The sequence below is a fragment of the Rhodothermus bifroesti genome (genome assembly GCF_017908595.1).
Classification (GTDB): domain Bacteria; phylum Bacteroidota; class Rhodothermia; order Rhodothermales; family Rhodothermaceae; genus Rhodothermus; species Rhodothermus bifroesti.
Genome location: NZ_JAGKTL010000001.1, coordinates 702,821 through 727,871 on the forward strand (window position 1 = coordinate 702,821; position 25,051 = coordinate 727,871).

Consider the following 25,051-nt stretch of genomic DNA (forward strand, 5'->3'; position numbering starts at 1 on the left):
TCCGTGGTCTGATTACCCTTTCCCGAGCGTCAACAATACGCATACACGCGATTTATTGCAAGAGGAAGACTATCGATTTCGGTATCGTCGCTCGACGGCTTCAGTAAAGGCAACCGCTGGCTCGCTATAAATATTCACCTGATACCGCCGAAAGACTTCTTGGGCGATGATTTGAGAGGCTTCAGCCCAAGTGGATGCGCGATATAGCTGCTGTAGCACTTGGGCATAGGAAGCAGAATCCCCTCCAAAGAGTGCCTGAATAAACAGCTCACGGTTGCGGATGCCCTCTGGACCCAAGACGGCGCGTTCTACCGCATCTAGGGTAGGTTCGGTTGACGGGGCAGCTGGAGGTTGTTGATAAAACTGCATCCACCGGGGCAGAGCAGAGGGGGGTTCGACAACTGCATGCGCTTGTTGTAGCTGAAAGCGGCGCCACAAAGGCATAGGCTCTTCAGGGGTAGCCATCGCTGGCGTTGTCGGTGCTGGTTGTGCCTGCGCAAGCACTTTGTGCAGCGCATCGGCTGAGAGCACCTGCACACCTTGGCTGGTCAGTTGTTGCAATCGGGCTGTGAAGGCGCTTTGCTGCTTTTCGCTGAAAAACGTGATTAGCAGAGGCACAGGAACTGCGGCAGGACGTTCGGGAAAGAGGGAAGCCAGTTCATAGAGCGGGTCTAGGAGGCGTACCCAGGCTTGGGCATCAAAGTCGGCAGTAAACTGACGGTCGACCTGTTGCAGAATGCTGCGGAAACGCTCTCGTTCTAGGGTAGCGGTAGGTTTTTCGCGAAGGTACAGGGTTAGGGCCTCTCGAAAGTAGGCATAGGGCACGAAGGCTTGCAGGCGTTCTATAATGCGTTCAGGAGCTAAGGCAGCGGATGCATGGCCAAAGACGTGCTGCACTAGGGTGTGAATGGGTTGGGTCAGGTAAGCAACAAGTTGCGCTACGCTTTGCTGAAGCAACGTGGGCCAGGCCTCCGCTGGAATGTGGCCGTGCTGACGCAAACGGGTACAGAGCACTTGATAGGCTTCACGGACAGCTGGCGCGTGCACGTCAAACCAGGTTTCATCGAGTGTGGGCAAGGCAGCTTCTAAGCGTGCAGCAACCGTGTAGCGAAGATGCGTGACAATCGCTTCTGGTAATCCAAATCGGTCTAACTCTGCGATTGCATAAGTGCGGCGAGCCGGCAAGGCCGCCTGCAGCTGCTGCGTTAGCCGCGTTACAAAAGACTCGGTCATGGCTCAGGGGTAGCTTGGGCCTATTAACGCAGGGCTTACGGCAAAGTCTCCGCCTAAAGCAGCTTGAGCTTGAGCGACAAGTCCAGCGCTTGGACAGAGTGCGTCAGGGCGCCGCAAGAGATCGCGTCGACACCGGTAGCGGCTATAGCTTCGGCCGTTGCTAGGGTGATGTTACCGGAAGCTTCTGTGCGGAAGCGGCCCCCGATGAGATGTACCGCTTCGCGTAGCAGCGTGACATCCAGCGACCCGTCGGGCAGCTGGCGTGCCAGGTTGTCCAGCAAAACCCACTCAACGCCGCCTACGGTTAGGATAGCCTCGACGTCTTCTAAGGAGCGTGCTTCGATTTCGATGAGTAGGGCAGGCTGATGCTGCTCGCGGTAGCGTTGGGCAGCTTCGATGGCGGCTCGGATGCTGCCTGCAGCGGCGATGTGGTTGTCTTTGATGAGCATCATGTCATAGAGGCCTAAGCGGTGGTTGGTCCCACCGCCAATGCGTACCGCCCACTTATCAAGCAGGCGCAGTCCAGGAGCGGTTTTGCGTGTATCGAGCACCTGCGTGCCGTAGGGACGCACGCGTTCTACCAGGCGACGGGTGGCGGTAGCAATACCACTCATGCGCTGCAGAAGATTGAGCACCAAGCGTTCGGCGATTAGCAGGCTACGTGCACGGCCGATGACGTGGCCAAAGATGGTGCCTGCACTCACCCAGGATCCTTCTTCCTGGTGCCAGATGACCTGAAGCTCAGGGTCGACAAGGTGAAAAACGCGTTGGGCAACCTGCAGCCCTGCTAGGACGCCTTCTGTCTTGGCAAGAAATAGTCCTTGGGCTTGCTGCTCTGGGGGTACAGTGGCTTCGGTGGTGACATCTCCGGTCCCGAGGTCCTCCTCCAGCCACTGGCAAAGCAGCGCATCCAGTCGGACTGGGTCAAGATAAGAAGGCCAGTTGGGTGCCTGTAGGCTTGGGGACATAAGCACTAGAGTGCCTGCTCTTCGGTACGGATTGTCAGAGCTCGTTCAAGCGTGTCTAAAAGAAGGCGTGGAGCACGGATGGGACGGTTGCGCTTGCGATCGACAAAACACAGCGTTACCTGGCCGGTAGCTAATAGTTCTTGGGTTTCATGTCGACGCACTTCGTAGCGTAGCCGGAACCGAACGGTGGGTAGCTGATCGATAAAGGTTAGAATATCGAGCAGTTCGTCGTAGTACGCTGGTCGGTGAAAGCACAAGCTGAGGTCGACAACAGGCATAATGATGCCTGCCGCTTCCAGTTCCCGATAAGGGAGTCCCATAGCCCGGAGGGCTTCCGTACGGGCTGCTTCCAGGTAGTCGACGTAGTGGGCATGGTAAACCATCCCCATGGGGTCACATTCTCGATAACGGACCCTATGCTGGTAGCAGTGCGTGATCATTCCTGGGAGGTGTTTTCAGAGGGTACGGAAATCTGAGGAGCTGTTAGTTCCCGGTAGACGCCCATGCGAGCAAATTTTTCGATGCGGGTGCTGGTGAGTTCGGCAGGCGTGTAGTGCTCGAGCGTTTGCAAGGCACGGGCAATAGCTGCTCCGACGGCCTGGAAGGTGGCTTGAGGGTCGCGATGGGCACCGCCTATAGGTTCAGGAATGATTTCGTCGATGACGCCTAGTTCGAGGAGGTCGGTTGCGGTCAGTTTTAACGCGCTTGCAGCCGCTTCTTTGTAGTCCCAAGAGCGCCAAAGAATCTGGGAGCAACTTTCAGGGGCGATGACCGAATACCAGGCATTCTCCAGCATCAAGATGCGATCGCCTACACCGATGCCCAACGCACCACCTGAGGCGCCTTCACCGATAACCAAGACCACGATAGGGACGGGTAAACGGGCCATCTCGAAGAGATTTCGGGCGATGGCTTCGGCCTGGCCGCGTTCTTCGGCCTCCATGCCTGGATAGGCTCCTGGGGTGTCGAGCAAAGTAATGATCGGCTTATTGAACTTAGCGGCCAGTTTCATCAAGCGCAACGCTTTGCGGTAGCCCTCGGGATTGGGCATGCCGAAGCGTCGGTACTTGCGGCTTTTGGTGTCTCGGCCTTTTTGGTGACCGACAAACAGTACGGTTCGATCCCGGTAGTTAAACTGGCTACCGCGAAACGTGGCAAAGCCGCCCACGATGGCCGGATCATCACCGAAGCAGCGGTCGCCATGCAATTCGACAAAGCCTTCCGAGAGCGCTTCGATATAGTCTAGCGTATAGGGCCGCTCAGGATGGCGGGCAATTTGCACGCGCTGCCAGCGCGTTAAATTGCGATAGATGGATTCTCGCAAGGCAGCTACGCGCGCCTCCAGCGCTTGGATTTCGGCCGACAGGTCCACGCTGGGATTTTCGGCCATAAACGAGCGCATCTCGTCGAGCTTTTCTTCAAGCTCGGCGATAGGTTTTTCAAAATCAAGCAGGTAGTTTGCCATGGAGCGTGCCATAGGTTACGACGGGGATGACCGCAAAGTTTGTTGCAGAATACGATAGAGCAAGCTGAGGTCGAACCCCAGCGAGCGTTGTTGCACATAGTAGGCATACAGGCGGCGTACGTCTTCGGGGGTGCGGGCTGCTTGAGGGCGGGCTTCGCTGACCGCAAACACGCCAGGTCGCAAGCCCCACTCTGGAGGTAGTAGGGCTTGCTCGCTTTCATGGTATCCGATCAGCGCGCGGCGTCCGGCCAAGACTTCACGCAGCCCGCGCAACCGATGGCCTAAGCGGTCCAGGGTCTTCCTTGAGCCTTGCCAGCGGGCGCCGAGCCGTAGCAGCGGCAAGATGGACAGCCCTACAAGCGCCAACCCGCATTCCAACGCGCGGGAAACGTGCAAGCTCCGTAGGGTGGGCAGCGCGCTTTCTGCATCGAGGATGGGCGCTACGTCTAGGGCATCAATACGTGCCTTGCCGATAACGTGCGTGCGTCCCTCCGGCAAGATTTTGAACTGCAGCGGCAAGTCGCGCAGCTGTTGAATCAGCTGAAGCACTAGGGTGTGCGTGAGTCCTCCTGTAGCAAAGACGACGGTGTCAACCGCATGAAGCCGTACCAAGTCACGTAAATGACGCAGCTCGCCCAGGCAAGGCAGCTCGCTACTGGTAGGTGATTCGGTATGAGGAGAAACGTATCCGATCAGTGTAAAAGGAGGCCAAGGGGCAGTTTCGAGCAACAGGTGTAAGCGGCGAGCTTCGTCGGCAGGCCCGACAAGTAAGGCGCGTTGCGGCCGATGTTTATGTCGCCGGCTCCAGGCAAGGCGCCAACCCACAAGTGCAGCGGCCACAAACGGGGCACTGAGCAATACCACAATGCGCGAAAAGGCGATGTCGGGCACGAAGAACGAGAGCGTGCCCATAAAAAGCAGGCTAAGGAATACGCCGTAAGCCACAGGACGCAGGTGCCCAAGTCGGCTGCGGTGGTAGCCCCGCTGCAGTGCGATACCTGCGATGGTGCTGATGGCATAGGCGGGGACAACGCTCAGTAAAAAAAGCTCGGCCAACGCTCGGCCGGCGGCCATGCTGCGCAGCCATCCAACCAGCGCTACGATTGTCGCAGTCAGCACTCCGTCGAGCCCAAGGGGAGCTAAACGCCGCAACCCGCGATGCAATACTGAAAAGCCAGCCCGCAACCCAATCCCTAGGCGTAGCAAAAGCAGAAACAGGGGAGCGTATCGATCGCGAAAGTGCTTTTCGACGAATTGCACCATGGCCCCGTAAAAAAGGCGCACATAGCGAAGCTCTCCTTTTTTGGTGCTTTCACCTTTGTAATGGATGATTTGCGTTCGGGGTGTATAGACAATTTTCCAGCCCGCTTGCTGAATCCGATAACACCAGTCTAGGTCCTCGCCGTACATAAAAAAATCTTCGTCCAATAGGCCTGCTCCCCCTTCGGGCTGGAGCCCCTCGGGTAGCAGATGGGCAACCGGGCCAAGCCCTTGCAAGCAAAGGCGTTCATAGGCCGTGCGGGAAAAGTACAGTGCGGCATGGCGCACAAACATGCACGATCCGCTTAGCGCGTCGACCTCGGTCTCTTCGTCAGGGGAAAGATAGGTAAGGTTATATCTCCCAAAGCGCCGGCTTTGGGGAAACAGCCGGCTCAGTCCTGTTAGGCGGTAAAAAGCCACCGCTGGTGTAGGAAAAGCACGGCGACTTTCAGGAGCAAACGTGCCGTCTGGGTTTAAGATTTTGCATCCTGCGGCGCCGACTTCGGGATGGGTCTCCAAAAAATCCACCATCACGCGCAGTGTATCTTCCTGAATCAGGGTGTCGGGGTTGAGCAAAAGTAAATAGCGGCCCCGTGCTTGGCGGATGGCTTGGTTATTGGCACGACTGAACCCGAGGTTTTCTGCGTTTGTGATGAGGTGGACGTGCGGAAATTCGGTTTGGATCATTTCGACGGAACCATCGGCCGAATTGTTGTCGACCACAAAAATTTCAACATCCAGGCCGCGACTTGCTCGGCACACCGAACGCAACGCTTCTTCCAGAAGCTCGCGCACGTTGTAGTTGACAATGATGACCGATAAATCGCACGGGTGGCGAGAGGTCGGCATCGTTTGTGGCAAGACCGAAGCGGCGGTCTGCATATTTGTTTGAGCCGGGCTAAAACTAACCCTAAAAGGCGGTTTTGCCAAGGAGTGTGGCGAAACTTTTAATGGCCCTCAAGTTTGGCTCAGGGTGAGCTTTAGGGATTGCGGAGACACTGTCAACGATTGCCGAAAATCGTGAGAGAATGTCCTTCCACAATTGACTTTTCCGGATAAGTCCAGTAATGTTGAGGCTGTTTTTGTAAAAGAATGCTTTTTATTCCAAATTCGCAAGAAAGACTGCGCAAAGTTTTCTGCACGGTGTAGATTCTGGTGTTTTTCTGAGAACGCAGCCTTAGACGTTTGCGCGTCATGCCGCAGATTTTTGCAAAGAAGGCAAACCGGCTTCCGGCCTTATCGTTGGCAGGATCGGTTTTTGGTGGCGTGTTGGTGGTATTCTTGGTCTGGTATTACTTTTCGCCCGAGTTTTATGAAGTGGGGTATGCGCCGCAGCAGCCGGTCCCGTTTAGCCACCGGATTCATGCGGGGCAACTGGGCATGGACTGTCGTTACTGCCACAACTGGGTAGAGGTGTCCGATAAAGCCAACATTCCGCCCACGCAAACCTGCATCAACTGCCACAGCCAGATCTTGACGGATTCGCCGCGGTTGCAACTGGTACGGGATAGTTGGGCTACAGACCAGTCCATCGAGTGGGTGAAGGTGCACCATCTGCCGGACTATGCACACTTCAGCCACGCTTCCCATGTGAACAATGGGGTGGGATGTGAGACGTGTCATGGACGTATTGATCAGATGGACGTAGTTCGGTTGGTAGCGCCGCTTTCCATGGGCTGGTGCTTAGAATGTCACCGGCAGCCCGAGTTGTACTTGCGGCCGCAAAGTGAAATCACGACGATGGGTTACCAGCCTCCGGCAGACTACCTTGAGCGCAATCTGGAACGCATTCGGGCGGAAGGCATCCGGCCACCCACCAATTGCTCGGCTTGTCATTACTGATCAAAATCTTTTTGGCCCCAAACGCTGTGATGGTATTGCACGACGGCGCTATGATTGAACTACCTGTTGTTGATGCAAGCAGCCCAGAAGAACCGACTTCAGGCAAGCGCCTTTGGCGAAGCTTGAGGGATTTGCAGCGGGACCCAGAGTGGGTGCAGCTGGCGCGTGATGAATTTATGCCAGGGGCAACAGAGCCGCCTAGTGGCACGTCGCGGCGCCAGTTTTTGCAACTTATGGGTGCTTCGATAGCTTTGGCTGGGTTGACCGCCTGCCGGCGACCGGTGGAAAAGATTCTTCCCTACGTACGTCAGCCTGAGCAGATTATTCCGGGCATTCCGCTCTATTATGCTACGGCAATGCCGTTTCGGGGTAGCCTGCGGCCACTTTTGGTGGAAAGCCACGAAGGCCGTCCAACCAAGATCGAAGGCAACCCCGATCATCCCATCAGCCGAGGGGCCACAGGCGTCTTTGAGCAGGCTTCGCTCCTTAACCTGTACGACCCGGATCGTTCACAGCGCGTGTTGCATCGGGGTCAGCCGTCTTCATGGGCTGATTTTGTGCAATTTGCGCAGCGTCTGGTGGCCGAAGCGGGGAGCAAACGGATCGCTGTGCTTTGCGAGCCAAGCAGCTCACCTACGCTGGCTGCTCTGCGGCAAGAGCTGGCGCGGCGCTATGCGCAAGTGCACTGGATCGAATATGCTGCTGAAGGAGACGACAACGAGCGCCTGGGGTTGCAGCAAGCCTTTGGTCAGCCGGTGCGGGCGCGCTACCGCTTCTCTGAAGCGCGTGTTATTGTGAGCTTAGATGCAGATTTCCTGGGACCCACAGATCGCAACTTTGTCGAGAACACCCGGGAGTTTGCGGCCAGCCGCCGGATCGCGCAACCTGGTGACGAAATCAGCCGGTTGTATGTGGTGGAAAGCGCCTACACGATCACCGGCGCGATGGCTGATCACCGGCTGCGACTTCGGGCCAGTGACATTCCAGCCTTTGCCGCAGCGCTTGCGGCCGAGCTAGGTATAGAAGAGCTCCGCGTCGCTGGAGCGCGCTTTGCGAGCCATCCTTATGTGGTTGAGATTGCCCGCGAGTTGCGGGAAGCAGGTAGCCGTGGGGTAGTGCTTGCAGGCGAGACGCAACCTCCTGTGGTGCATGCGCTGTGTGCTGTGCTGAACGATCTGCTCGGCAGTTTGGGCCGCACGGTCACACTGCACGCCTTAGAAGTTCCTGCTCAGTCCCAAGCAGAGGCCTTAGCCACGCTGATGCAGGCCCTCAAGGCTGGTGAGGTAGATGTTTTGGTGCTTTTGAACGTCAATCCCGTTTATGATGCGCCCGCAGCGCTCGGGTTTGCGGAGGCGTTGGCACAGGTACCCGAAGTCATCCATTTGGGATTGCACGTAGACGAAACCGCCCAACAGAGCACTTGGCACCTGCCCGCAGCGCACTATCTTGAAGCTTGGGGCGATGGGCGGGCCTACGATGGCACGCTTTCGGTCATCCAGCCGCTGATTGCCCCCCTATACGCTGATGCGCACTCAGCCATCGAAGTGGTGGCGCTGCTGGCTTCAGGACAAGAGCAAAGCGGCTACGACCTGGTGCGCAATCAGTGGCGGGTGCTCCTGGCAGGTCGTGGATCTTTTGAGCAAGCCTGGCAGCGCGTATTGCACGATGGCTTTTTGCCCGATTCTGCCTATCCTACAGTTTCGCTGCGTCCTACCCGTCAGTTCTTGGCCAGCTGGCCTACAACAACAGCAGAAGGCCTAGAGGTGGTCTTTCGCCTGGACCCCACCGTGCTCGATGGCAGTTTTGCCAACAACGCCTGGTGCCAGGAACTGCCTGATCCGATGACTAAGATCGTTTGGGACAATGTGGCCATTTTGAGTCCCAAGACAGCTGAGCAGTTGGGCATAACGCAGCGATATCACAAAGGTGCTTACTTTGTCGATGTCCTCGAACTGACGCTTGAGGGCCGTTCTGTAGCGTTGCCTGCCTGGATCTTACCCGGGCATCCCGACCAGACGATCACCGTCAATTTGGGCTACGGCCGCCAGATTCGCTCCAATAGGTCTGAGCGCAAGACTTCGTTTTTCGATTTGGACGACTACACCGATATCTACAACCAGGGGGCGATTGCCACAGGTGTGGGCGTCAATGTAGCTCCCTTGCGGCGCCTGGATAGCCCGTATGTAGCGCAGGGCGTGCAGTTGCGTAAAACAGGCCAGACCTACAAAATTGTCACGACGCAGGATCACGGGGCAATGGAGGGGCGGCCGTTGGTACGCATGGCCACGTTGGAAGAGTTTCGGAAACAGCCAAAATTTGCCCAGGAAGCAGAACCTCCGCTGGAAGGACTTGAGCCATGGGCTGAGTATCCCACCCTGTGGGAAGAGCGGCACCCCAGCCGCCAGCCCGATTTTCAGAACAGCGATTACTACCGCAACCAGTGGGGGATGGTCATAGACCTCAATGCTTGCACGGGATGCAACGCTTGCGTTGTTGCCTGCAACAGTGAGAACAACATCGTGATGGTGGGTAAGCGAGAAGTAGGTCGCGGCCGCGAAATGCACTGGTTACGTATTGATCGCTATTTTGTAAGCGATGAGGCGCACGCCGACAATCCGCAGGTAGTTGTGCAGCCTGTGCCTTGCATGCACTGTGAAAATGCCCCCTGCGAGTCGGTTTGCCCGGTGGCAGCGACAATGCACTCGCCAGATGGCCTCAACGAGATGGTCTATAACCGGTGCATCGGCACCCGCTATTGTTCTAATAACTGTCCTTACAAGGTGCGGCGTTTTAACTGGTTTAACTGGGTCAAAACGCTGCCCATTCAGGTGCAGATGGCCCAAAACCCGGACGTGACCATGCGCTTCCGTGGCGTGATGGAGAAATGCACCTACTGCGTGCAGCGCATCCGCGAAGCGCAGCGCCAGGCCAACGTCGAGCAGCGACCGTTGCGGGATGGCGAGGTCAAGACCGCCTGTCAGCAGGCTTGTCCGGCCGAGGCGATTTCGTTTGGGGACCTAAACGATCCCAATAGCAAGGTTTCGCGCGACAAGCAAAACGTGCGGCGCTATGAAATGCTGGCTTACCTGAACGTCAAACCGCGCACTTCCTACTTGGCGCGCGTGACAAACCCCAACCCAAGGCTCCTTGAAGTAGAAACGATAGCCTAAACGGCTGTTAAAAAGATGCATTAAGGCGATGGCGCACGCAACGGCAAAGGACCTGTCGGCTCTGGCCCGTACCGATCATGAGGTCGAGGCCCCACTTGTGCAGGGTGGACTGACGTTCCATGACATTACCGAGCTGGTTTCTCAGCACGCCGAAAAAAAGACTCCGAAAACTTGGTGGGCCGTGTTCATCTTCCCCTTTTTGGGGACACTGACGCTGGTCACCATGCTGTCCTACCTGGTGTGGAATGGCATTGGCGTTTGGGGGAATAACGTTCCAGTAGGTTGGGCCTGGGATATTGTGAACTTTGTCTTTTGGGTCGGTATCGGTCACGCCGGCACATTGATTTCAGCCATTTTGTTTCTTTTCCGCCAGCGGTGGCGTACCTCGATCAATCGGGCCGCCGAGGCGATGACCATTTTTGCGGTAATCTGTGCCTTGATTTTTCCCACCTTTCACGTAGGCCGGGTGTGGGTGATTTACTGGACGCTGCCCTTCCCGAACCAGATGGAGATGTGGCCTCAGTTCAAAAGCCCCCTTTTGTGGGATGTGTTTGCCGTGTCGAGTTACTTTATCGTATCGCTGGTCTTTTGGTATGTAGGTTTAATCCCAGACTTGGCTACGCTGCGGGATCGGGCAGCAAGGATGGGGCGTAAGCTCAGGGCCAAAATCTTGGGTTTCTTGTCGCTTGGCTGGTGCGGCGCCAATCGGCACTGGCGTAACTATGAAAAAGCCTACATGCTGTTGGCCGGCTTGGCTACGCCCCTGGTGCTCTCGGTACACTCGGTCGTGTCTTTCGACTTTGCCGTATCGATCATTCCTGGATGGCATACGACCATCTTTCCTCCCTACTTCGTTGCGGGCGCCATCTTCTCTGGGTTTGCCATGGTGGTCACGCTCCTGGTGCTGGCCCGTAAAGCCTATGGCCTAGAAAACGTGATCACGCTAGATCACCTGGAGAAGATGAACATCATCATGCTCGTAACGGGTACGATGGTGGGCTTTGCTTACATCACCGAGTTTTTCATTGCCTGGTACTCTGGTGTGCCTTATGAGCGCTACGCTTTCATTAACCGCGCTACGGGGCCTTATGCCTGGGCTTATTGGATCATGATGTCTTGTAACCTGATTTTCCCCCAGTTTTTCTGGGTTAAAAAGTTGCGGCGCAACATTCCTTTTATGTTTCTGGCCTCGATCGTGGTAAATATCGGCATGTGGTTCGAGCGGTTTGTGATCATTGTGACATCACTGCACCGGGACTTTTTGCCCTCAAGTTGGGATTACTACACCCCCACCTGGGTGGATGTGCTGACGCTTATCGGTTCGTTCGGATTGTTTCTTACGCTCTTTATGTTGTTCCTGCGTTTTGTGCCCATGGTGGCCATGGCGGAAGTGAAGGGAGTATTGCCGGAAGCTGATCCGCACTACTATGAGGCCCATGGCGACGGCCACAGCCGTCCAGCCCAGGTGCAGCTTAAAGATCGGCACGCCTAACGATAAAAGGAGCGTGACGCTATGTTGAAAGCATTGCAGCGCGCCGTAAGGACCTCGATGGGCATTTATGATCCGCCATCAGGCCAGTCGGTTTATGGTTTGCTGGCCGAGTTTTCCGACCCAGCAGCATTGCTGCACGCTGCCCGTCAGGTTCGTAAAGCAGGGTATCAACATTTTGATGCGCATAGTCCTTTCCCCATCCATGGGATGGATGAGGCGATGGGGTTAGGAAACTCCAAAGTGGGGTTTGTTGCGCTAGGAGGCACTGTAACCGGTCTGGCATTGGCCTGGTGGATGCAGTGGTGGATGGGGGCAGTGGACTATCCCCTGAATATCAGTGGTAAACCCTTTTTTGCCATTGAGCCCTCAGTACCCATCATGTTTGAGCTGACGGTGCTGTTTTCTGCATTGGCTGCCGTGGCCGGCATGTTGGCGCTCAACGGCTTGCCCCGTCCGTACAATCCACTGTTCTACTCTCAGAATTTTAGCCGGGTGACCGATGACGGCTTCTTTTTGTTTGTAGCGGCCAGCGATGCGAAATTCGACCTTGTGGCCACGCGGCAGCTTTTGGAGCAGCTGGGGGGCTATAACATTGAGGTTATTGAAGATCGTGGCGAAGAAGAATGGGTCGAGGCGCCAGCAGCACCCGCTGAAGTGACGGTAAACGCTACCTGAACAAACATGATCATGTTGCGCACAAGTTGGACGGGATTGTTTCTACTGTTGCTTTTGAATGGCTGCCGGGGGATGATCTCAAGTAAACCCCCTGTGCATCCAAACTTAAACATGGACTTTCAGGAGAAATTTGAAGCCCAGGAGCTAAATCCGTTTTTTGCAGACCGGAGGGCTATGCGTCCGCCCGTTCCGGGCACGGTGGCCCGAGGGTTGCTCAAAGAAGACACGCCGTTTTATTTCGGTAGGACGGCCGAAGGGGCTTATGTTGCGCGTGTTCCAGTAGCCGTAACTGCAGAGCTGGTTATGCGAGGCAGGGAACGATACAACATCTACTGCGCGGTTTGTCATGGGGCTGCAGGCGATGGCCAAGGTATCATCATGCGGGGGAACTACGGCTACACGCCGGCGCCTTCGTTTCATGAAGATCGGCTGCGCACTGTAGAGGACGGCTATATTTTTGAAGTGATCACCAACGGGGTGCGCAACATGCCCGCCTATGCGCATCAAATTCCGGTAGCAGATCGTTGGGCTATTGTGGCCTATGTGCGCGCGCTCCAGCGTAGCCAGCAGGCTACGGCTGCTGACCTACCTGTTGAAGTCCTCCAAGAACTCCAGCAATCCACAAGCAGCCGCTAAGCAAAATCGTTATGGCAGCCTTGAAGTTTTCCTCGTTTCCTGTTTGGTTGATTGATCCGCTTCGGCCAACGCGGGATAAGGCAGAACCGCACTACCGGTTGACTGAAGACGTGCGCCCTTGGGCGGTTCCTTTAGCCATTGGCGTAGCGTTTTTATGCATCAGTGGGGTTGGCTGGGCACTTGAGGCGGAGCAGTTTTACTTTTCATATCTCGTGGGCTGGACGTTCTGTTTGACGCTTGCCTTAGGGGCCTTGTTTTTTGTTATGATTCAGCACCTGACGCGGGCGCAGTGGGTGGTAGCCGTACGACGGCTGCCTGAAGCCTTGCTGTGGAGCTTCCCAGTGCTAGCGGTGCTGTTTGTCCCGCTGCTTTTTGGGTTACATGACCTGTATCACTGGACGCACCCCGAGGTCTACGACCCAGCCCATCCTGACTATGATCCTATTTTAGCCGGTAAACAGCTCTATCTAAACGTGCCGTTCTTTTTGGCCCGCATCGCTTTCTACTTTTTCATTTGGACGCTTCTAGCCTATAAGCTCTACACGCTTTCGGTGCGGCAGGACGTTGACCCAGATCCCGCCATCCCGGCTCAGCAACGGAAAGTCAGTGCCTGGGGTATGCCACTCTATGGCGTGACGGTTGCGTTTGCAAGCTATGACTTTTTGATGTCGCTTGACCCCCACTGGTATTCGACAATCTTTGGCGTGTATTTCTTTTCCGGTGCTTTCTTTGTGGCGCTGGGGTTCATTACGACCTGTTATGTAGTGCTGACGCGTACAGGGACGCTGCGTGGCATCGTGCGCGTGCCGCATTTTCAAGACCTGGGCAAGTTGATGTTCGGCTTTACGGCGTTTTGGGCCTACATTGCCTTTAGCCAGTATATGCTTATCTGGTATGGCAACCTGCCAGAAGAGACGATCTGGTTCCGGCATCGGCTAGAGCACGGTTGGGAAGTGCTCAGCCAAGTGCTGGTATGGGGTCATTTTGTATTGCCTTTTGTGATATTGTTACCCTGGGTTGCTAAGCGGACCGCACTTTTGCTGGGCATTATGGGTGTTTGGTTTGCCTTGATTCACTGGGTCGATTTGTTCTGGGTAGCTATGCCGGTACTGCATGCTGAGCAGATGCGTTTCCATTGGTTGGATGTAACCTGCTGGCTGGGGTTATTCGGCCTAATGGTGGGGCTGCTCTTTTACCGGCTAAGCCGGCACAGTCTAGTACCGCAAAATGACCCCTACCTAGCACGATCGCTGGCTTTGCATTAGCCGCAGCATTTTCACAGGGGCTTTGCAAAATAAGACAACCCTGGCTTTTATTGGGCGTTTGTAGTGTGTAAAACACAGGACCCATGGCCGACCACTACACAGAATCTGCAATAGCACCGGCTATTGAAACAGCAGCGCTGGAGGTGCAACCAGACGAGACAAACGTTCAGGCACCTTCGCTTTTCCGCATGGTGCTGGGAACTGCCGTGCTGCTTGCCGTGATCGTTATTGCTTTGGTTTTTGTTGCCCGATGGCAGATGCAAAAAGACGCTGAAGCAGCTGCGGCTCAGGCACGCTATCCGTTGTTAGAAGAGACCCGAGCGCATGGAGCAGCCTTGCTGCAAGGCTATGGTGTGGTAGATGAAGCGGCGGGAGTCTATCGTATTCCCATTGAAAAAGCAATGGACGACATCGTTGCGCGCTATGGGAACGCCCAGCAGGTGGTATGGCCGCAGCCTTCGGAGGTAGCAAGGCCCTAGGGCTTGGAAATCATGCAGGGTATACGCCGACACATAGGGTGTTGGGGGATTGGGATAGGGATGTTTATAGCGGTCTCTGCCTATGCCCAGCGCAGCGGCCAGCAGTTGGCCGTATTTGAAGGCGTGGGCATAACGGAACAGTTGGGCGCGCAGATACCTTTGAACTTGACCTTTTATGATGAAAGCGGGCAACCTGTAAGCCTTAAAGCGTTTTTCGATGGCCGGCGTCCGGTGCTGCTCACGCTGGTCTACCACGATTGCCCGATGCTTTGCAACCTGATGCTAGACGGGCTAACACGTACGCTTCGCCAAATGACCTGGGCGCCAGGGGAGCAGTTTCAAGTGCTCACCATTAGTTTTAATGCTATAGAAACGCCAGAACTGGCCCGAAGGCAGAAAGCCCGCTACCTGCAAGAGCTGGGAAGGCCTGAGGCTGCTGCAGGATGGCACTTTCTCACGGGGGATTCCCTGAGTATTCAAGCATTAACCCGTGCGGTAGGCTTTCACTTCCGCTGGGTGCCTGCGCAGCAGCAATTTGCGCATCCGGCAGCGCTGATTTTTCTGAGTGGCAACGGTATGGTCGCACGCTATCTCTACGGCCTGGAGCACAATGCGGCTGATGTACGCAAGGCGCTGGTTGAGGCTTCAGAGGGCAAAGTAGGTAACGTGCTCGACCAGGTAATTTTGTATTGTTTTCAATACGATCCCAACCAAAACTCCTACGTAGCCAATGCCTATAACCTCATGCGGTTGGGCGGAGGATTGACCGTGCTTGGGTTAGGAGTGATGCTGCTGTTTTTCTGGCGCCGCGAGCGGCGTCGGCAGCAGCAGGCCATGCACGCTCCCGCATGATTCAAACTACGCATGCAAGCAATGATCTGGTTGCAGGGTACAGCTTGGCTGCCAGAGGCAGCCTCTTCTGTTGCGTCAGAGGTTGACGCGCTGTTTCATTTTTGGGCATGGGTGAGTGTTGTGCTTTTTTTAGGCGTCATTGGCGCCACCTTGTTTTTTGTGGTGCGCTATCGGCGCCGTAGCATAGAAGAAGTGCCCCAGCCCGTTAAAGAAAAAAAGCTCATTGAGCTGGCCTGGATTGTGCTTCCCACGATTTTAGTTCTCATTGTATTTACGTGGGGTTTTCGGGTCTACATCAAGATGTATACCGCCCCACCAAACGCTTACGAAGTGCTTGTTCATGCTTACCAGTGGTACTGGGAGTTTGAGTATCCGAACGGGGTCAAGACAACCAACGAGCTGCATGTTCCGGCCAATCGACCCGTACGGCTGCGCATGAGCAGCGCGGACGTGATTCACAGCCTGTATGTGCCGGCTTTTCGCGTAAAGCAAGACGTGCTCCCAGACCGCTACTCAACGCTTTGGTTTGAAGCGACGCAACCAGGGCAATACACCATCTTCTGCACCGAGTACTGCGGTACGCAGCACTCCGGTATGGTGGCCAAGGTGGTAGTGCATCCGGAACAGGAATTTGAGCAATGGCTCCAGGAGGCAGGCGTTCCTGAAGACATGCCCTTGCCAGAACTGGGTGCTCGGTTGTATCGCGAAAAAGCTTGCTTTAGCTGCCATTCGCTTGACGGATCACGTGGCGTTGGGCCTACTTTTAAGGGGCTTTATGGTCACGAAGTTGAGTTGGAAGATGGATCACGTGTGGTTGCCGACGAGAATTACCTACGGGAGTCCATTCTGCAACCCGGTGCTAAAATTGTACGGGGCTATCCTAATGTGATGCCGGCCAGTTATGCTTCGTTGAGTGAGCGCGAGGTGGCTGCGTTGATTGAATTCATTAAGCAGCAGCAGTAATTGCTGAGGAGGGTCTCATGGCTACACAAATGCATGCTGCGACTGTCGCCCAGTCCCAGGCTGAGGTAAACTACCTCAACCATGCCCGAGGGCTGAAGTCTTGGCTGCTGACGCTGGATCACAAGCGCATTGGCCTGCTCTATTTGATCTCGATTGCACTGTTTTTTGTGGTAGGGGGCATTCTGGCTTTGCTGGTTCGCTTGGAGTTGTTTGAGCCGGGCCAGACGATCATGAGCGCCGAGACCTACAACCACGTCTTTACATTGCATGGCGCGATCATGATCTTTTTGTTTCTCATTCCAGCGGCGCCCGCGGTTTTAGGCAACTTTGCCTTGCCGATCATGATCGGGGCCCGAGACGTAGCCTTTCCGCGCTTAAACCTGGCCAGCTGGTACATTTTCTGGCTGGGGGCCATCACGATGCTGGTAGGGATTGTGACCAGCGGCCTGGATACGGGGTGGACGTTCTATACGCCCTACTCTACCATGACAGGCTCTGGCGTGACCTGGGTGGTGCTCGGCGTATTCATTTTGGGCTTTTCGTCTATCCTGACTGGCCTAAACTTTATTGTTACCATTCATAAAATGCGGGCCCCCGGTATGACTTGGAGTCGGTTGCCTCTGTTTGTGTGGGGCCTTTATGCCACAAGCATTGTGCAGATTTTAGCTACACCGGTGCTGGGCATTACGCTATTGCTACTGGCGTTGGAGCGCATTTTAAAGATCGGCATTTTTGATCCGGCTCTCGGTGGCGACCCCGTGCTGTTCCAGCACTTTTTCTGGTTTTACTCACACCCGGCGGTGTACATCATGATTTTGCCGGGTTTTGGGATTATTTCGGAGCTGATTGGCACGTTCTCGCGTAAGGGAATCTTTGGCTATAAGTTTGTGGCCCTCTCGTCGGTGGCGATTGCTTTTTTGGGCTTTCTGGTCTGGGGCCATCACATGTTTGTTTCTGGCCAGTCGGCTACCGCCTCGACGGTTTTCTCGCTTTTGACGTTTCTGATCGGCGTCCCGACCGGAGTGAAGGTGCTTAACTGGGTGGCGTCACTTTATCGCGGTTCGATCTGGTTGCGTTCGCCGCTGCTGTATGCCCTCATGTTCTTGTTTGTCTTTCCGATCGGTGGATTTACTGGCATCGCCCTAGGAACGTTAGGGCTCGATGTGCCGCTTCACGACACCTACTTTGTGGTAGCCCATTTCCACTATGTGATGGTAGGCGGCATGTTTCTCTCGTTCCTGGGTGGGCTGCACTACTGGTGGCCGAAGATGTTTGGCCGGCTCTACAATGAGAAACTGGCACAACTTGCAGCGCTACTGATCTTTGTAGGCTTCAACGTGACGTTTTTCCCGCAGTTTATCCTGGGTACGCAGGGTATGCCGCGCCGCTACTTTGACTATGTGCCTGAGTTTACCACGCTGCACCAGATTTCGACGGTAGGGTCGTGGATTCTGGGGGTGGGGTTACTGCTGGTGGCTGGGTATCTATTGCATTCCCTCTTCAAGGGGCAAAAAGCTCCAGCCAATCCGTGGGGTGCGGGCACATTAGAGTGGACGCATACCGGCCGGATCCCTTCGCCGCACAACTTTGATCGGATTCCAGTAGTTACGCGCGGGCCTTACGACTATCACCTGGCTGAAGAAATCTTTGGCAATGGACGAGGCGAGGGGAACGGCGTCGTGGTGCAGCCCTCTGGACAGGCACAACAATCTCATTCCACAACTTGAAAGTAAACGATTCTAAGGACATGGCAGGAGCTTCGGAAGCCGTAACCAGCGTCCATGGGGCGGAGGCCCACCATCCGCCTTATCTGCAACACCATTTTGTGTCGGCTGAGCAGCAGTTCGATGCGGCTAAGCTCGGCATGTGGATCTTTTTGGCAACAGAAATCCTGCTTTTTAGCGGGATGTTTGTTGCCTATGCGGTCTATCGCGTCTGGCACCCGGAAGTGTTTCAAGCCGCCAGTAAATTGCTGGATTGGCGCCTGGGCGGGTTGAACACCCTGGTGCTGCTGGCTTCGTCGTACACGGTAGCGTTGGCCGTGCACTATGCCCAGCTGGGGAATCAAAAACGTCTACTTCAGAATCTTTGGCTGACGATTGCCCTGGCCGGCGTGTTTATGGTGGTGAAATACTTTGAATACACCGAAAAATTCCATCACCATATCTTCCCAGGCGGAAACTATGCCTACGAAGGGCTGCAAATTCCTTACGTAGGGCAGTTTTTTAGTATTTACTTTGTGATGACCGGTATTCACGGATTGCACGTGCTTGTGGGGATGGGGGTGCTGACCTGGGTAGCGCTGAAAGCGCGGCGCGGCGCGTTTAGCAGTGCCTACTATACCCCTGTGGAAATCTCGGCGCTTTACTGGCACTTGGTCGATATCATCTGGATTTTCCTGTTTCCTTTACTATATCTGATTCACTGAGGCAAACGGAGTTATGGCGCACGCTACGCACCATCACATTATTCCTCGACCGCTTTTGCTCAAGGTTTTTGTCACCTTGGTCGTGTTGACCATTATCACTGCGCTGACAGGTCAGGCAGACCTTGGGGCGCTCAACTTTTTGCATGTTCCGCTGGCTGTGGGTATTGCTGTCATTAAGGCAACGCTGGTGGTGCTCTTTTTTATGGGATTAAAGTACGATCGACCGATCAATGCCCTTTCGTTTATCATCGGACTGCTCATGGTCGGGGTGTTTTTGGCTTTTACGCTCTTAGACATGCTCTATCGCGGCGATATTGGCAATCTAGATCGCCAGCCTATTCGTGGCCCACAACTAGAGCAGATGGCTCCCCCTTCAGCCCACTAAAGCGCGGCTTAAGTGTGCTAAGAACGCCTGTTTGCAAAGACAGGCGTTTTGTATGGGATCTTTTGCATAAACCCTAGCGTGCTTAAAAAGCAAAGGAGCCCGAAAAAAGCGACATGTACCTGCTTTTGGCCTGTACCTTTGTGCCCATTTTGTTTTTTATGCTGGTATGGGCTGTTGTGACAGCGGGGCGGATTCTATTTCCGGAACGCCCGATGCCTTTCGACCGGAAATTTTCATTGCGAGGTTGGCGCATGCGTCCCCGCTACCGTATACCTGTCCCGACAGCAGCCGTACGTTTGCAAATGGGGCAGGATGAAGCAGACGGCTATGCTTTTGAGGCAGGTCACTCCGAGGGGCTTCCAGCAGGGTGGTATACCGATTTGTGGGAGCGCCGTAATTAATAGACCTTCTATTCGACAGGGTTGCAACAGTTCACGTACTGCCGATAAGGTGAATAGGCAGCAAGCAACGGGAAGAGGCTTGCTGGCCGATTGAACCTGCTGAAAGCATTAGCGGTAAGAGGGTCCGTTTACCGGAGACGTTGTATCCGCTCTAAGCCCATGAAGGTCATCGAGATTTTAGAGCAAGCAGCAGGTCCGCTGATCTCGTATGAAATCATCCCCCCACGACGGGGTGGATCTTTAGAAGAAGTGATGGCGGTCGTAGCAGAGCTGATGCCTTTTGACCCCCCCTTTATTGACGTGACCAGCCATGCGGCTGAAGTAGAATATGAGCCGCTTCCAGATGGCACGTTGCGCCCGCGCATTAAGCGTAAACGTCCGGGTACGCTCAGCATTTGTGCAGCGATTAAAAGCCGATTTGGGGTAGAAACCGTGCCGCATCTCCTCTGCCACGGGTTTACGCGCGAGGAGACCGAAGACGCTTTGATTGAGCTGCATTACCTGGGTATCCAAAACGTCATGGCCTTGCGAGGCGACAGTCCTGGTTATCGCAAGCCTATCCCTCCGGACCGGACGGTCAACCTTTATGCTGTGGATCTTGTGCAGCAGATCGCGAACATGAACCGCGGCATTTATCTGGAACCACTCGAGGATGCCGTAGCTACCGATTTTTGCATTGGCGTAGCTGGGTATCCGGAAAAACATTATGAGGCGCCAAACCTGACCTGGGATATCTTGAATCTCAAGCGTAAAATTGAAGCCGGTGCGCATTATGTAACCACGCAAATGTTTTTTGACAACCGGCACTATTTTCGCTTTGTCGAGCGTTGTCGTGAAGTAGGGATTACGGTGCCCATTATCCCAGGGCTCAAAATCCTAACCAGCAAGCAGCATTTGCAGCTGCTGCCCAGTCGGTTTCATATCGAGATTCCTGAAGCACTGGCAGCCGAAGTGGAGGCGGCTAAGCCCGAGCATGTCCCGGAAATTGGGATTGCCTGGGCGCTTCGGCAAGCCGAGGAGTTGCTAGAGGCTGGGGTACCTTGCTTGCATTTCTACATTATGTTGCGGGCCGACTACGTACGCCGTGTGGTCGAGGCGCTGCGTAAGATGGCCTAAAAGTCGGCTAACGCCAAAAGGATGCTACCCCCTGCGTTTTTTGCGCAAAATCGGGGACCATCTTGCGCATCAAAGGGCTTCGATGTAGAATCCTTTAAGATTGACAAGGAAAAACTTGCAAACTATCTTTTTAGAAGATAAGCGTTTGCGCCTGTAGTCCCCGGTTCTTTGGCGGGGAGGCCGCAAAGAAAAACGTACTTTGCAGCTTGTAAGGAGGCCTCCCATGGCAGCACGTCGTGGCGTTGTTAAGTGGTTTGATGCCAAAAAGGGCTATGGTTTTATTGTGCACCCGGACGGCGGGGCCGACATTTTCGTGCACTTTTCGCAGATCATCAGTGAGCGACGTTTTAAGACGCTGCGCACTGGTCAATGGGTAGAGTTTGAACTGCATGAAGGACCCAAAGGCCTGCATGCCCGCAATGTTGTTCCGCTGGACGAAGCAGCGGCGCGGCGTGAGGCTTCGGGTTCGGCAACAAATCATCGGGGCGGTATCAGGCCTCAGCCGGTGGGCCGTTCTTGAACCCTTGCCTGGGCATTGTTTTTCGGCCGCTGTACGGCTATCTTGCAGCAGCTTTAGGCTGCAAGTAAGGGAGACAAATGATGTCTTTTGTTTTTTCTGACAAAGACATCCACCGCATTGCTGAGGCGTTGGGTGTGTCGCCAGAGATAGAAGGGATGCTGGTACGTTTCAAGCTGTTTGATGCCCATAGCGGCCGCCGCTTAACCTTAGAAATTCAACGCGCGCTTGCGCTTCCCCCCGCACTTGCCGAAGTGATGTCGCCAGCGCTGGTGTCGGTCTATACGCCCAGTTCCTTTTTGCAACTGCAAGGGTGTACGGGTTTCTTAGCCAGTGAAACGCTGGGAGAAGTGATCTTCTTTGGGCGGCAACAAGGAGTAGTGAGTGGACTGGTTGTGGAGCGCGAAGCCGGATGTTCGCTCTATGCCAATGTGCATGAACGCCTGCTGTCGGCCGACTTTATGCAGCTTCCGCCAGAGATGGTAATGAGCAGTGTCGCTCTATCGCTGGCTGAAACGCTTTTTAATGATCGGGACGAATCGTCTCTATGAAAAAAAGGGGTACGCTGGAAATTGTCCAGGCACATCCAGACTTACGCCTTCCTCGTACGCGTTTGCGCCAGCTTATCCATACAATACTTCGCGCTGAAGGAGCGCAGCTGGGCTATCTTAGTGTAGTACTTGCTGATCACGCTACCGTGCGGACGCTAAACCAGACCTATCTCGCCCATGATTACGATACTGACGTGCTTTCCTTTCCGCTGAGCGAGACGCCAGGGGTCATCGAAGGCGAGATTTACGTAGATCTCGACACCGCTGCCGAACGCCACGCCGAATTTGGGGCCTCTTTTTTACAAGAGGCTTGTCGCTACGTAGTGCACGGCGTGTTGCACCTGCTTGGCTACGACGACAGCTCACCCGAAGCCAAGGCGCATATGCATGCACTTGAAGATCATTACTTGGCCCTCTGCCAGATAAGTTAAGCTTTAAGGCCGGTCGCTGGTGTCGGGCAAGCCCATCAGTTGTTGCATTTCCTGACGCAACTCCTCAGGCGTTTTGCGGAAGCTGTCGTCGCCGATGGCATCAGCCAGCCGGTTACTAAAGTCGGCTGCAGCCTGGTAATCGCCGGCCATTAAGTAGGTCATTCGAATAATTTGCACAAACTGCGCTGCCATTTCCGCCTCGCGCTGAGAGCGGGCTGTACGCAGCGTAAAGAGTACAAGCGGTTCGGCTCGCTTCCAGAGGGCCACTGCCCTGTCGGGTGCGCCCACTTGCTGATAGGCCTGGGCAAGAAAATAATAGGAGCGCAGGTCAGCTGGGATGGTCTCTAACGGTATGCGGGTCATGATCGTGTCCAATACCGCACGTCCTTCTTGCGCCCGCCCTTGCTCGGCAAGCTGGATGGCGATGTGGGCAAAGATGCTCCGGTAGTTGTCCACCATGCGCCGCGTGTTTTCGTCAAAATAAACTTTGGGATTGTCTAGGTTAGTAAACCGGAATTGGCGCAGTCGCTCCAGCGTGATTGAAGGTACGACGCGGCCCAGGGTAACGCCATGGCGGACGGGGACCACCCGGTAGGCTTGTCCTTCGAGCTGAAAGAAGTTTTGCAGGTTAAGCTGGCCGTCGGGGCTGGTTGTGACGGCAAAGTAGATCGGACGCTTCCAATCCTGCTCTGCATTGGTGCGTAGCATATCGAGCACAGCCACGTCGGCCGCGTAAAGCAGGCGCAGGTCGCGTGTGTAGGGGCGACCTTCCAGGCGCCAGCGCATGGGCCGCATGACACGTGCGCTGTCTTCAGGGGCAATGCCTAGCTGGGCATAGTCCGTGGCTGGATTTAGCCGAACAGGCAATTCAATTTCCCGCGGTTCCCAAGCAATCACGGTGAGACGGTCAATTTGCGCGTCGTTCAGCGAGATCGGCAGGGGCTGCGACTGACGAGCCCATTGGTGCTTGAGCTGTTTGATGTACCATCCTGTGTTCAGCAGCGAGAGGTTGGCCACGCGCACGTCCTGGCGCACCCCTTCGACCTCTTGCAAGTACCAAAGGGGGTAGGTGTCGTTATCCCCGTTGGTGAAAACGATAGCCTGCTCATCCAAGCTCATAAGCAGGTTCCAGGCGTAGTCGCGAGCTACGTAGTTTCCCGAGCGGTCATGATCGTCGTAGTTCTCCAGCAGCATGTGCAGTGGTACAGCCGCAAAGATGATAGCGGCTGTAGCACCAAGCAGCAGGCGCTGCAACGCAGGGGTTCGGTAGTTCAGTTTTTCGCGGGCCAATTCCAGTAAACCAGCGGCGCCAATGCCTACCCAGAGGCTAAAAGCGAAGAAGCTGGCTACATAGGAGTAATCGCGCTCTCGGGGTTGTAGAGGCGTCTGGTTGAGGTAGAGGATAATGCCCACGCCGGTGACCAAAAACAGGATCAGTACACTGAAGGCGCGGCGCCAGTCGCGCTTAAAATGAACTGCGGCACCAAGCAGGCCTAGGATTAGGGGGAGGGCATAGTAGACGTTTCGTGCAGCACGTTCGCTAGGCGTCTGGAAAAAGTAAAGGTCTTTCTCTCCGGGTAGAAAGCCCGTAATTGCAGGAGCGTCTTGCACGTCGCTGGCTTTTCCGACAAAGTTCCATAGAAAATACCGGACATACATGTGCCCGAGTTGGTAGCGGAAGAAAAAGTCAAGGTCAGATGTATACTGGGCATACACGCGCAGGTGGCTAGGGTCGGGGGACCATCGACGTGGGAAAAGTACTTCGCGTGAAGGGTCGATCTGGCCGGTACGGTCATTATAGGTAGCGCCACGCAAGAGCGGGGTTTCTCCATACTGCTCACGCTTTAGGTAAGAGACAAAAGCTTGTGGCGTTTCTGGGTCATTCAAATCAATCGGGGGATCGACGCTGCTCCGAATAAGGATATACGCATAGCTGGAATAGCCTAGCAGCACCATAGCTAGGCAAAGCATGATCAGATTGGCTGCAGGCTTTTGCTTGTGCTGCGTATAGTATACGCCAAAGACGACCAGGATCAGTACAAACAGGCCAAATACCAGCGGATCGCCACTTTGACCAGCCCAGTCAGGTAGCTCCTGAATAATGATAGGGTAGATAATGAGAAAAGCGAGTGCGGTAAGTATTAAGGCTCCTAGGATGCGGAGCGCACGTTGTGCAGGGCTCCACGCTGGACGATCAAATTCGGTAAAAAAGATCAATAGGCCTACAAAGAAAATAGCCAATAGACTCAGCAGGTGTACGCCGATAGCCAGGCCAAATAGGTAGGCAATCAGCACCAGATAGCGATTGGCCGAGAGGGCCGAAAGCGTGCCGCCGCGGCGCAGGGTAGCGATTTCACGCGAGGCCTGTTCGCTCCACCGCAAGCCTAGCCATACCACCAGAGCGGTAAAGAGCATCGACATGGCATAAACTTCGGCTTCGACCGCATTAAACCAGAACGAGTCGGTTACAGCAAACGTGCAGGCACCGACGACGCCGCCAGTCAAAGCCGTTAGATCGTCCATCCAGGTTCGCTGATCAGCGGCTGGTTGCCAGAGGCGGATAAGGCGTACAATGATCAGATAGGTTAAAAGCACAGTAACTGCACTGGAGAGCGCCGAAACCCAGTTGACCGCCAGCGCGACCAGCTCGCGCGAAGGAGCGAGCATCGAAAACAGGCGGGCAATCAGCACGTAAAACGGCGCTCCCGGTGGATGCATGACTTGCAGTCCAAAGACGCTCGCGATGAACTCTCCTCCGTCCCAGAAAGGTACCGTAGGCGCAATGGTCAGCCCATAAAGTATGAGCGCATACAAAAAAACAGCTGTGGCGACCAGGCGCTCGAGCAGCGAACGATTCATGGGTATGCGGTTTGATCTTTTAGCAAACGCCTCTCTAACGCGTTGCGGGCAGGGGGGTGCCCT

Annotated in this window: 23 protein-coding genes; 17 read left to right on the plus strand and 6 right to left on the minus strand. The window is 55.0% G+C overall.

Annotation, left to right across the window (positions count from 1 at the left end; translation table 11 throughout):
• Window positions 1-69: 69 nt before the first annotated feature.
• The 5 genes from J8E65_RS03015 to J8E65_RS03035 are packed head-to-tail and all read right to left on the minus strand — an operon-like array spanning window position 70 to window position 5,775.
• On the minus strand, window positions 70-1,233 hold the full coding sequence (locus J8E65_RS03015) for a hypothetical protein (RefSeq protein WP_210373883.1): 1,164 nt from the start codon (window positions 1,231-1,233) through the stop codon (window positions 70-72).
• Between the two features lie 53 nt (window positions 1,234-1,286).
• Window positions 1,287-2,201, minus strand: coding sequence for a carboxylating nicotinate-nucleotide diphosphorylase (gene nadC / locus J8E65_RS03020; protein WP_210373884.1), 915 nt, complete (start codon window positions 2,199-2,201; stop codon window positions 1,287-1,289).
• 5 nt (window positions 2,202-2,206) lie between these two features.
• Complete coding sequence (locus J8E65_RS03025) at window positions 2,207-2,641, minus strand: acyl-CoA thioesterase (RefSeq protein ID WP_210373885.1); 435 nt, start codon at window positions 2,639-2,641, stop codon at window positions 2,207-2,209.
• A complete protein-coding gene (locus J8E65_RS03030) occupies window positions 2,638-3,678 on the minus strand; it encodes an acetyl-CoA carboxylase carboxyltransferase subunit alpha (RefSeq protein WP_237181562.1) in 1,041 nt (346 codons plus the stop codon). Before J8E65_RS03030 ends, J8E65_RS03025 begins: the two co-directional genes overlap by 4 nt.
• A 3-nt stretch (window positions 3,679-3,681) precedes the next feature.
• The gene (locus tag J8E65_RS03035) at window positions 3,682-5,775 is read right to left on the minus strand and encodes a glycosyltransferase (protein ID WP_237181563.1); all 2,094 of its coding nucleotides are present in this window, start codon (window positions 5,773-5,775) and stop codon (window positions 3,682-3,684) included.
• Between the two features lie 345 nt (window positions 5,776-6,120).
• On the opposite strand from J8E65_RS03035, the gene J8E65_RS03040 reads away from it, so the two are divergent.
• From J8E65_RS03040 to ybeY, 17 genes are all read left to right on the plus strand, one after another.
• The gene (locus tag J8E65_RS03040) at window positions 6,121-6,768 is read left to right on the plus strand and encodes a cytochrome c3 family protein (protein WP_210373887.1); all 648 of its coding nucleotides are present in this window, start codon (window positions 6,121-6,123) and stop codon (window positions 6,766-6,768) included.
• 29 nt (window positions 6,769-6,797) lie between these two features.
• Window positions 6,798-9,938 carry a TAT-variant-translocated molybdopterin oxidoreductase gene (locus J8E65_RS03045; protein WP_237181628.1) on the plus strand — a complete coding sequence of 1,047 codons (3,141 nt, stop codon included), beginning with the start codon at window positions 6,798-6,800 and terminating at the stop codon, window positions 9,936-9,938.
• A gap of 28 nt (window positions 9,939-9,966) precedes the next feature.
• Complete coding sequence (gene nrfD, locus J8E65_RS03050; RefSeq protein WP_210373888.1) at window positions 9,967-11,430, plus strand: NrfD/PsrC family molybdoenzyme membrane anchor subunit; 1,464 nt, start codon at window positions 9,967-9,969, stop codon at window positions 11,428-11,430.
• Between the two features lie 21 nt (window positions 11,431-11,451).
• Window positions 11,452-12,105, plus strand: a complete 654-nt coding sequence (locus tag J8E65_RS03055) for a DUF3341 domain-containing protein (protein WP_210373889.1) — start codon at window positions 11,452-11,454, stop codon at window positions 12,103-12,105.
• 12 nt (window positions 12,106-12,117) lie between these two features.
• Window positions 12,118-12,741, plus strand: coding sequence for a c-type cytochrome (locus J8E65_RS03060; protein WP_237181564.1), 624 nt, complete (start codon window positions 12,118-12,120; stop codon window positions 12,739-12,741).
• Window positions 12,742-12,752: 11 nt separating this feature from the next.
• The gene (locus J8E65_RS03065) at window positions 12,753-14,006 is read left to right on the plus strand and encodes a hypothetical protein (RefSeq protein ID WP_210373891.1); all 1,254 of its coding nucleotides are present in this window, start codon (window positions 12,753-12,755) and stop codon (window positions 14,004-14,006) included.
• An 83-nt stretch (window positions 14,007-14,089) separates the two neighbouring features.
• On the plus strand, window positions 14,090-14,485 hold the full coding sequence (locus J8E65_RS03070) for a hypothetical protein (RefSeq protein ID WP_210373892.1): 396 nt from the start codon (window positions 14,090-14,092) through the stop codon (window positions 14,483-14,485).
• A gap of 60 nt (window positions 14,486-14,545) precedes the next feature.
• Complete coding sequence (locus tag J8E65_RS03075) at window positions 14,546-15,337, plus strand: SCO family protein (RefSeq protein WP_210373893.1); 792 nt, start codon at window positions 14,546-14,548, stop codon at window positions 15,335-15,337.
• Window positions 15,338-15,358: 21 nt separating this feature from the next.
• Entirely contained in the window at window positions 15,359-16,300 is a 942-nt protein-coding gene (gene coxB, locus J8E65_RS03080; RefSeq protein WP_237181566.1) for a cytochrome c oxidase subunit II, read from the plus strand.
• A 17-nt stretch (window positions 16,301-16,317) separates the two neighbouring features.
• A complete protein-coding gene (gene ctaD, locus J8E65_RS03085; RefSeq protein ID WP_237181567.1) occupies window positions 16,318-18,027 on the plus strand; it encodes a cytochrome c oxidase subunit I in 1,710 nt (569 codons plus the stop codon).
• 20 nt (window positions 18,028-18,047) lie between these two features.
• Window positions 18,048-18,728 (plus strand): cytochrome c oxidase subunit 3 family protein, encoded by a 681-nt coding sequence (locus tag J8E65_RS03090; RefSeq protein ID WP_210373895.1) that lies wholly within the window; start codon window positions 18,048-18,050, stop codon window positions 18,726-18,728.
• 13 nt (window positions 18,729-18,741) lie between these two features.
• Entirely contained in the window at window positions 18,742-19,113 is a 372-nt protein-coding gene (locus J8E65_RS03095; RefSeq protein ID WP_210373896.1) for a cytochrome C oxidase subunit IV family protein, read from the plus strand.
• Between the two features lie 113 nt (window positions 19,114-19,226).
• Window positions 19,227-19,514, plus strand: a complete 288-nt coding sequence (locus tag J8E65_RS03100; RefSeq protein WP_210373897.1) for a hypothetical protein — start codon at window positions 19,227-19,229, stop codon at window positions 19,512-19,514.
• 159 nt (window positions 19,515-19,673) lie between these two features.
• Window positions 19,674-20,630 carry a methylenetetrahydrofolate reductase [NAD(P)H] gene (gene metF, locus J8E65_RS03105; RefSeq protein WP_210373898.1) on the plus strand — a complete coding sequence of 319 codons (957 nt, stop codon included), beginning with the start codon at window positions 19,674-19,676 and terminating at the stop codon, window positions 20,628-20,630.
• Between the two features lie 223 nt (window positions 20,631-20,853).
• Window positions 20,854-21,150, plus strand: a complete 297-nt coding sequence (locus J8E65_RS03110; protein WP_210373899.1) for a cold-shock protein — start codon at window positions 20,854-20,856, stop codon at window positions 21,148-21,150.
• 77 nt (window positions 21,151-21,227) lie between these two features.
• Entirely contained in the window at window positions 21,228-21,698 is a 471-nt protein-coding gene (locus J8E65_RS03115; RefSeq protein ID WP_237181569.1) for a hypothetical protein, read from the plus strand.
• Window positions 21,695-22,129, plus strand: coding sequence for an rRNA maturation RNase YbeY (gene ybeY, locus J8E65_RS03120; RefSeq protein WP_210373900.1), 435 nt, complete (start codon window positions 21,695-21,697; stop codon window positions 22,127-22,129). Before J8E65_RS03115 ends, ybeY begins: the two co-directional genes overlap by 4 nt.
• 3 nt (window positions 22,130-22,132) lie before the next feature.
• Here ybeY and J8E65_RS03125 read toward each other — a convergent pair whose 3' ends face one another.
• Window positions 22,133-24,988 (minus strand): protein O-mannosyl-transferase family, encoded by a 2,856-nt coding sequence (locus J8E65_RS03125; RefSeq protein WP_210373901.1) that lies wholly within the window; start codon window positions 24,986-24,988, stop codon window positions 22,133-22,135.
• Window positions 24,989-25,051: the final 63 nt, after the last annotated feature.

Bases quoted from the DNA above. Each gene is read 5' to 3' on its own strand.
- ctaD (WP_237181567.1), top strand. From the start codon at position 16,318: ATGGCTACACAAATGCATGCTGCGACTGTCGCCCAGTCCCAGGCTGAG.
- J8E65_RS03040 (WP_210373887.1), top strand. From the start codon at position 6,121: ATGCCGCAGATTTTTGCAAAGAAGGCAAACCGGCTTCCGGCCTTATCG.
- J8E65_RS03055 (WP_210373889.1), top strand. From the start codon at position 11,452: ATGTTGAAAGCATTGCAGCGCGCCGTAAGGACCTCGATGGGCATTTAT.
- J8E65_RS03095 (WP_210373896.1), top strand. From the start codon at position 18,742: ATGGCGCACGCTACGCACCATCACATTATTCCTCGACCGCTTTTGCTC.
- J8E65_RS03035 (WP_237181563.1), bottom strand. From the start codon at position 5,775: ATGCCGACCTCTCGCCACCCGTGCGATTTATCGGTCATCATTGTCAAC.
- coxB (WP_237181566.1), top strand. From the start codon at position 15,359: ATGATCTGGTTGCAGGGTACAGCTTGGCTGCCAGAGGCAGCCTCTTCT.
- nrfD (WP_210373888.1), top strand. From the start codon at position 9,967: ATGGCGCACGCAACGGCAAAGGACCTGTCGGCTCTGGCCCGTACCGAT.
- J8E65_RS03025 (WP_210373885.1), bottom strand. From the start codon at position 2,641: ATGATCACGCACTGCTACCAGCATAGGGTCCGTTATCGAGAATGTGAC.
- J8E65_RS03015 (WP_210373883.1), bottom strand. From the start codon at position 1,233: ATGACCGAGTCTTTTGTAACGCGGCTAACGCAGCAGCTGCAGGCGGCC.
- ybeY (WP_210373900.1), top strand. From the start codon at position 21,695: ATGAAAAAAAGGGGTACGCTGGAAATTGTCCAGGCACATCCAGACTTA.
- metF (WP_210373898.1), top strand. From the start codon at position 19,674: ATGAAGGTCATCGAGATTTTAGAGCAAGCAGCAGGTCCGCTGATCTCG.
- J8E65_RS03070 (WP_210373892.1), top strand. From the start codon at position 14,090: ATGGCCGACCACTACACAGAATCTGCAATAGCACCGGCTATTGAAACA.
- J8E65_RS03115 (WP_237181569.1), top strand. From the start codon at position 21,228: ATGATGTCTTTTGTTTTTTCTGACAAAGACATCCACCGCATTGCTGAG.
- J8E65_RS03090 (WP_210373895.1), top strand. From the start codon at position 18,048: ATGGCAGGAGCTTCGGAAGCCGTAACCAGCGTCCATGGGGCGGAGGCC.
- J8E65_RS03065 (WP_210373891.1), top strand. From the start codon at position 12,753: ATGGCAGCCTTGAAGTTTTCCTCGTTTCCTGTTTGGTTGATTGATCCG.
- J8E65_RS03075 (WP_210373893.1), top strand. From the start codon at position 14,546: ATGTTTATAGCGGTCTCTGCCTATGCCCAGCGCAGCGGCCAGCAGTTG.
- J8E65_RS03045 (WP_237181628.1), top strand. From the start codon at position 6,798: ATGGTATTGCACGACGGCGCTATGATTGAACTACCTGTTGTTGATGCA.
- J8E65_RS03110 (WP_210373899.1), top strand. From the start codon at position 20,854: ATGGCAGCACGTCGTGGCGTTGTTAAGTGGTTTGATGCCAAAAAGGGC.
- J8E65_RS03060 (WP_237181564.1), top strand. From the start codon at position 12,118: ATGTTGCGCACAAGTTGGACGGGATTGTTTCTACTGTTGCTTTTGAAT.
- nadC (WP_210373884.1), bottom strand. From the start codon at position 2,201: ATGTCCCCAAGCCTACAGGCACCCAACTGGCCTTCTTATCTTGACCCA.
- J8E65_RS03125 (WP_210373901.1), bottom strand. From the start codon at position 24,988: ATGAATCGTTCGCTGCTCGAGCGCCTGGTCGCCACAGCTGTTTTTTTG.
- J8E65_RS03030 (WP_237181562.1), bottom strand. From the start codon at position 3,678: ATGGCACGCTCCATGGCAAACTACCTGCTTGATTTTGAAAAACCTATC.
- J8E65_RS03100 (WP_210373897.1), top strand. From the start codon at position 19,227: ATGTACCTGCTTTTGGCCTGTACCTTTGTGCCCATTTTGTTTTTTATG.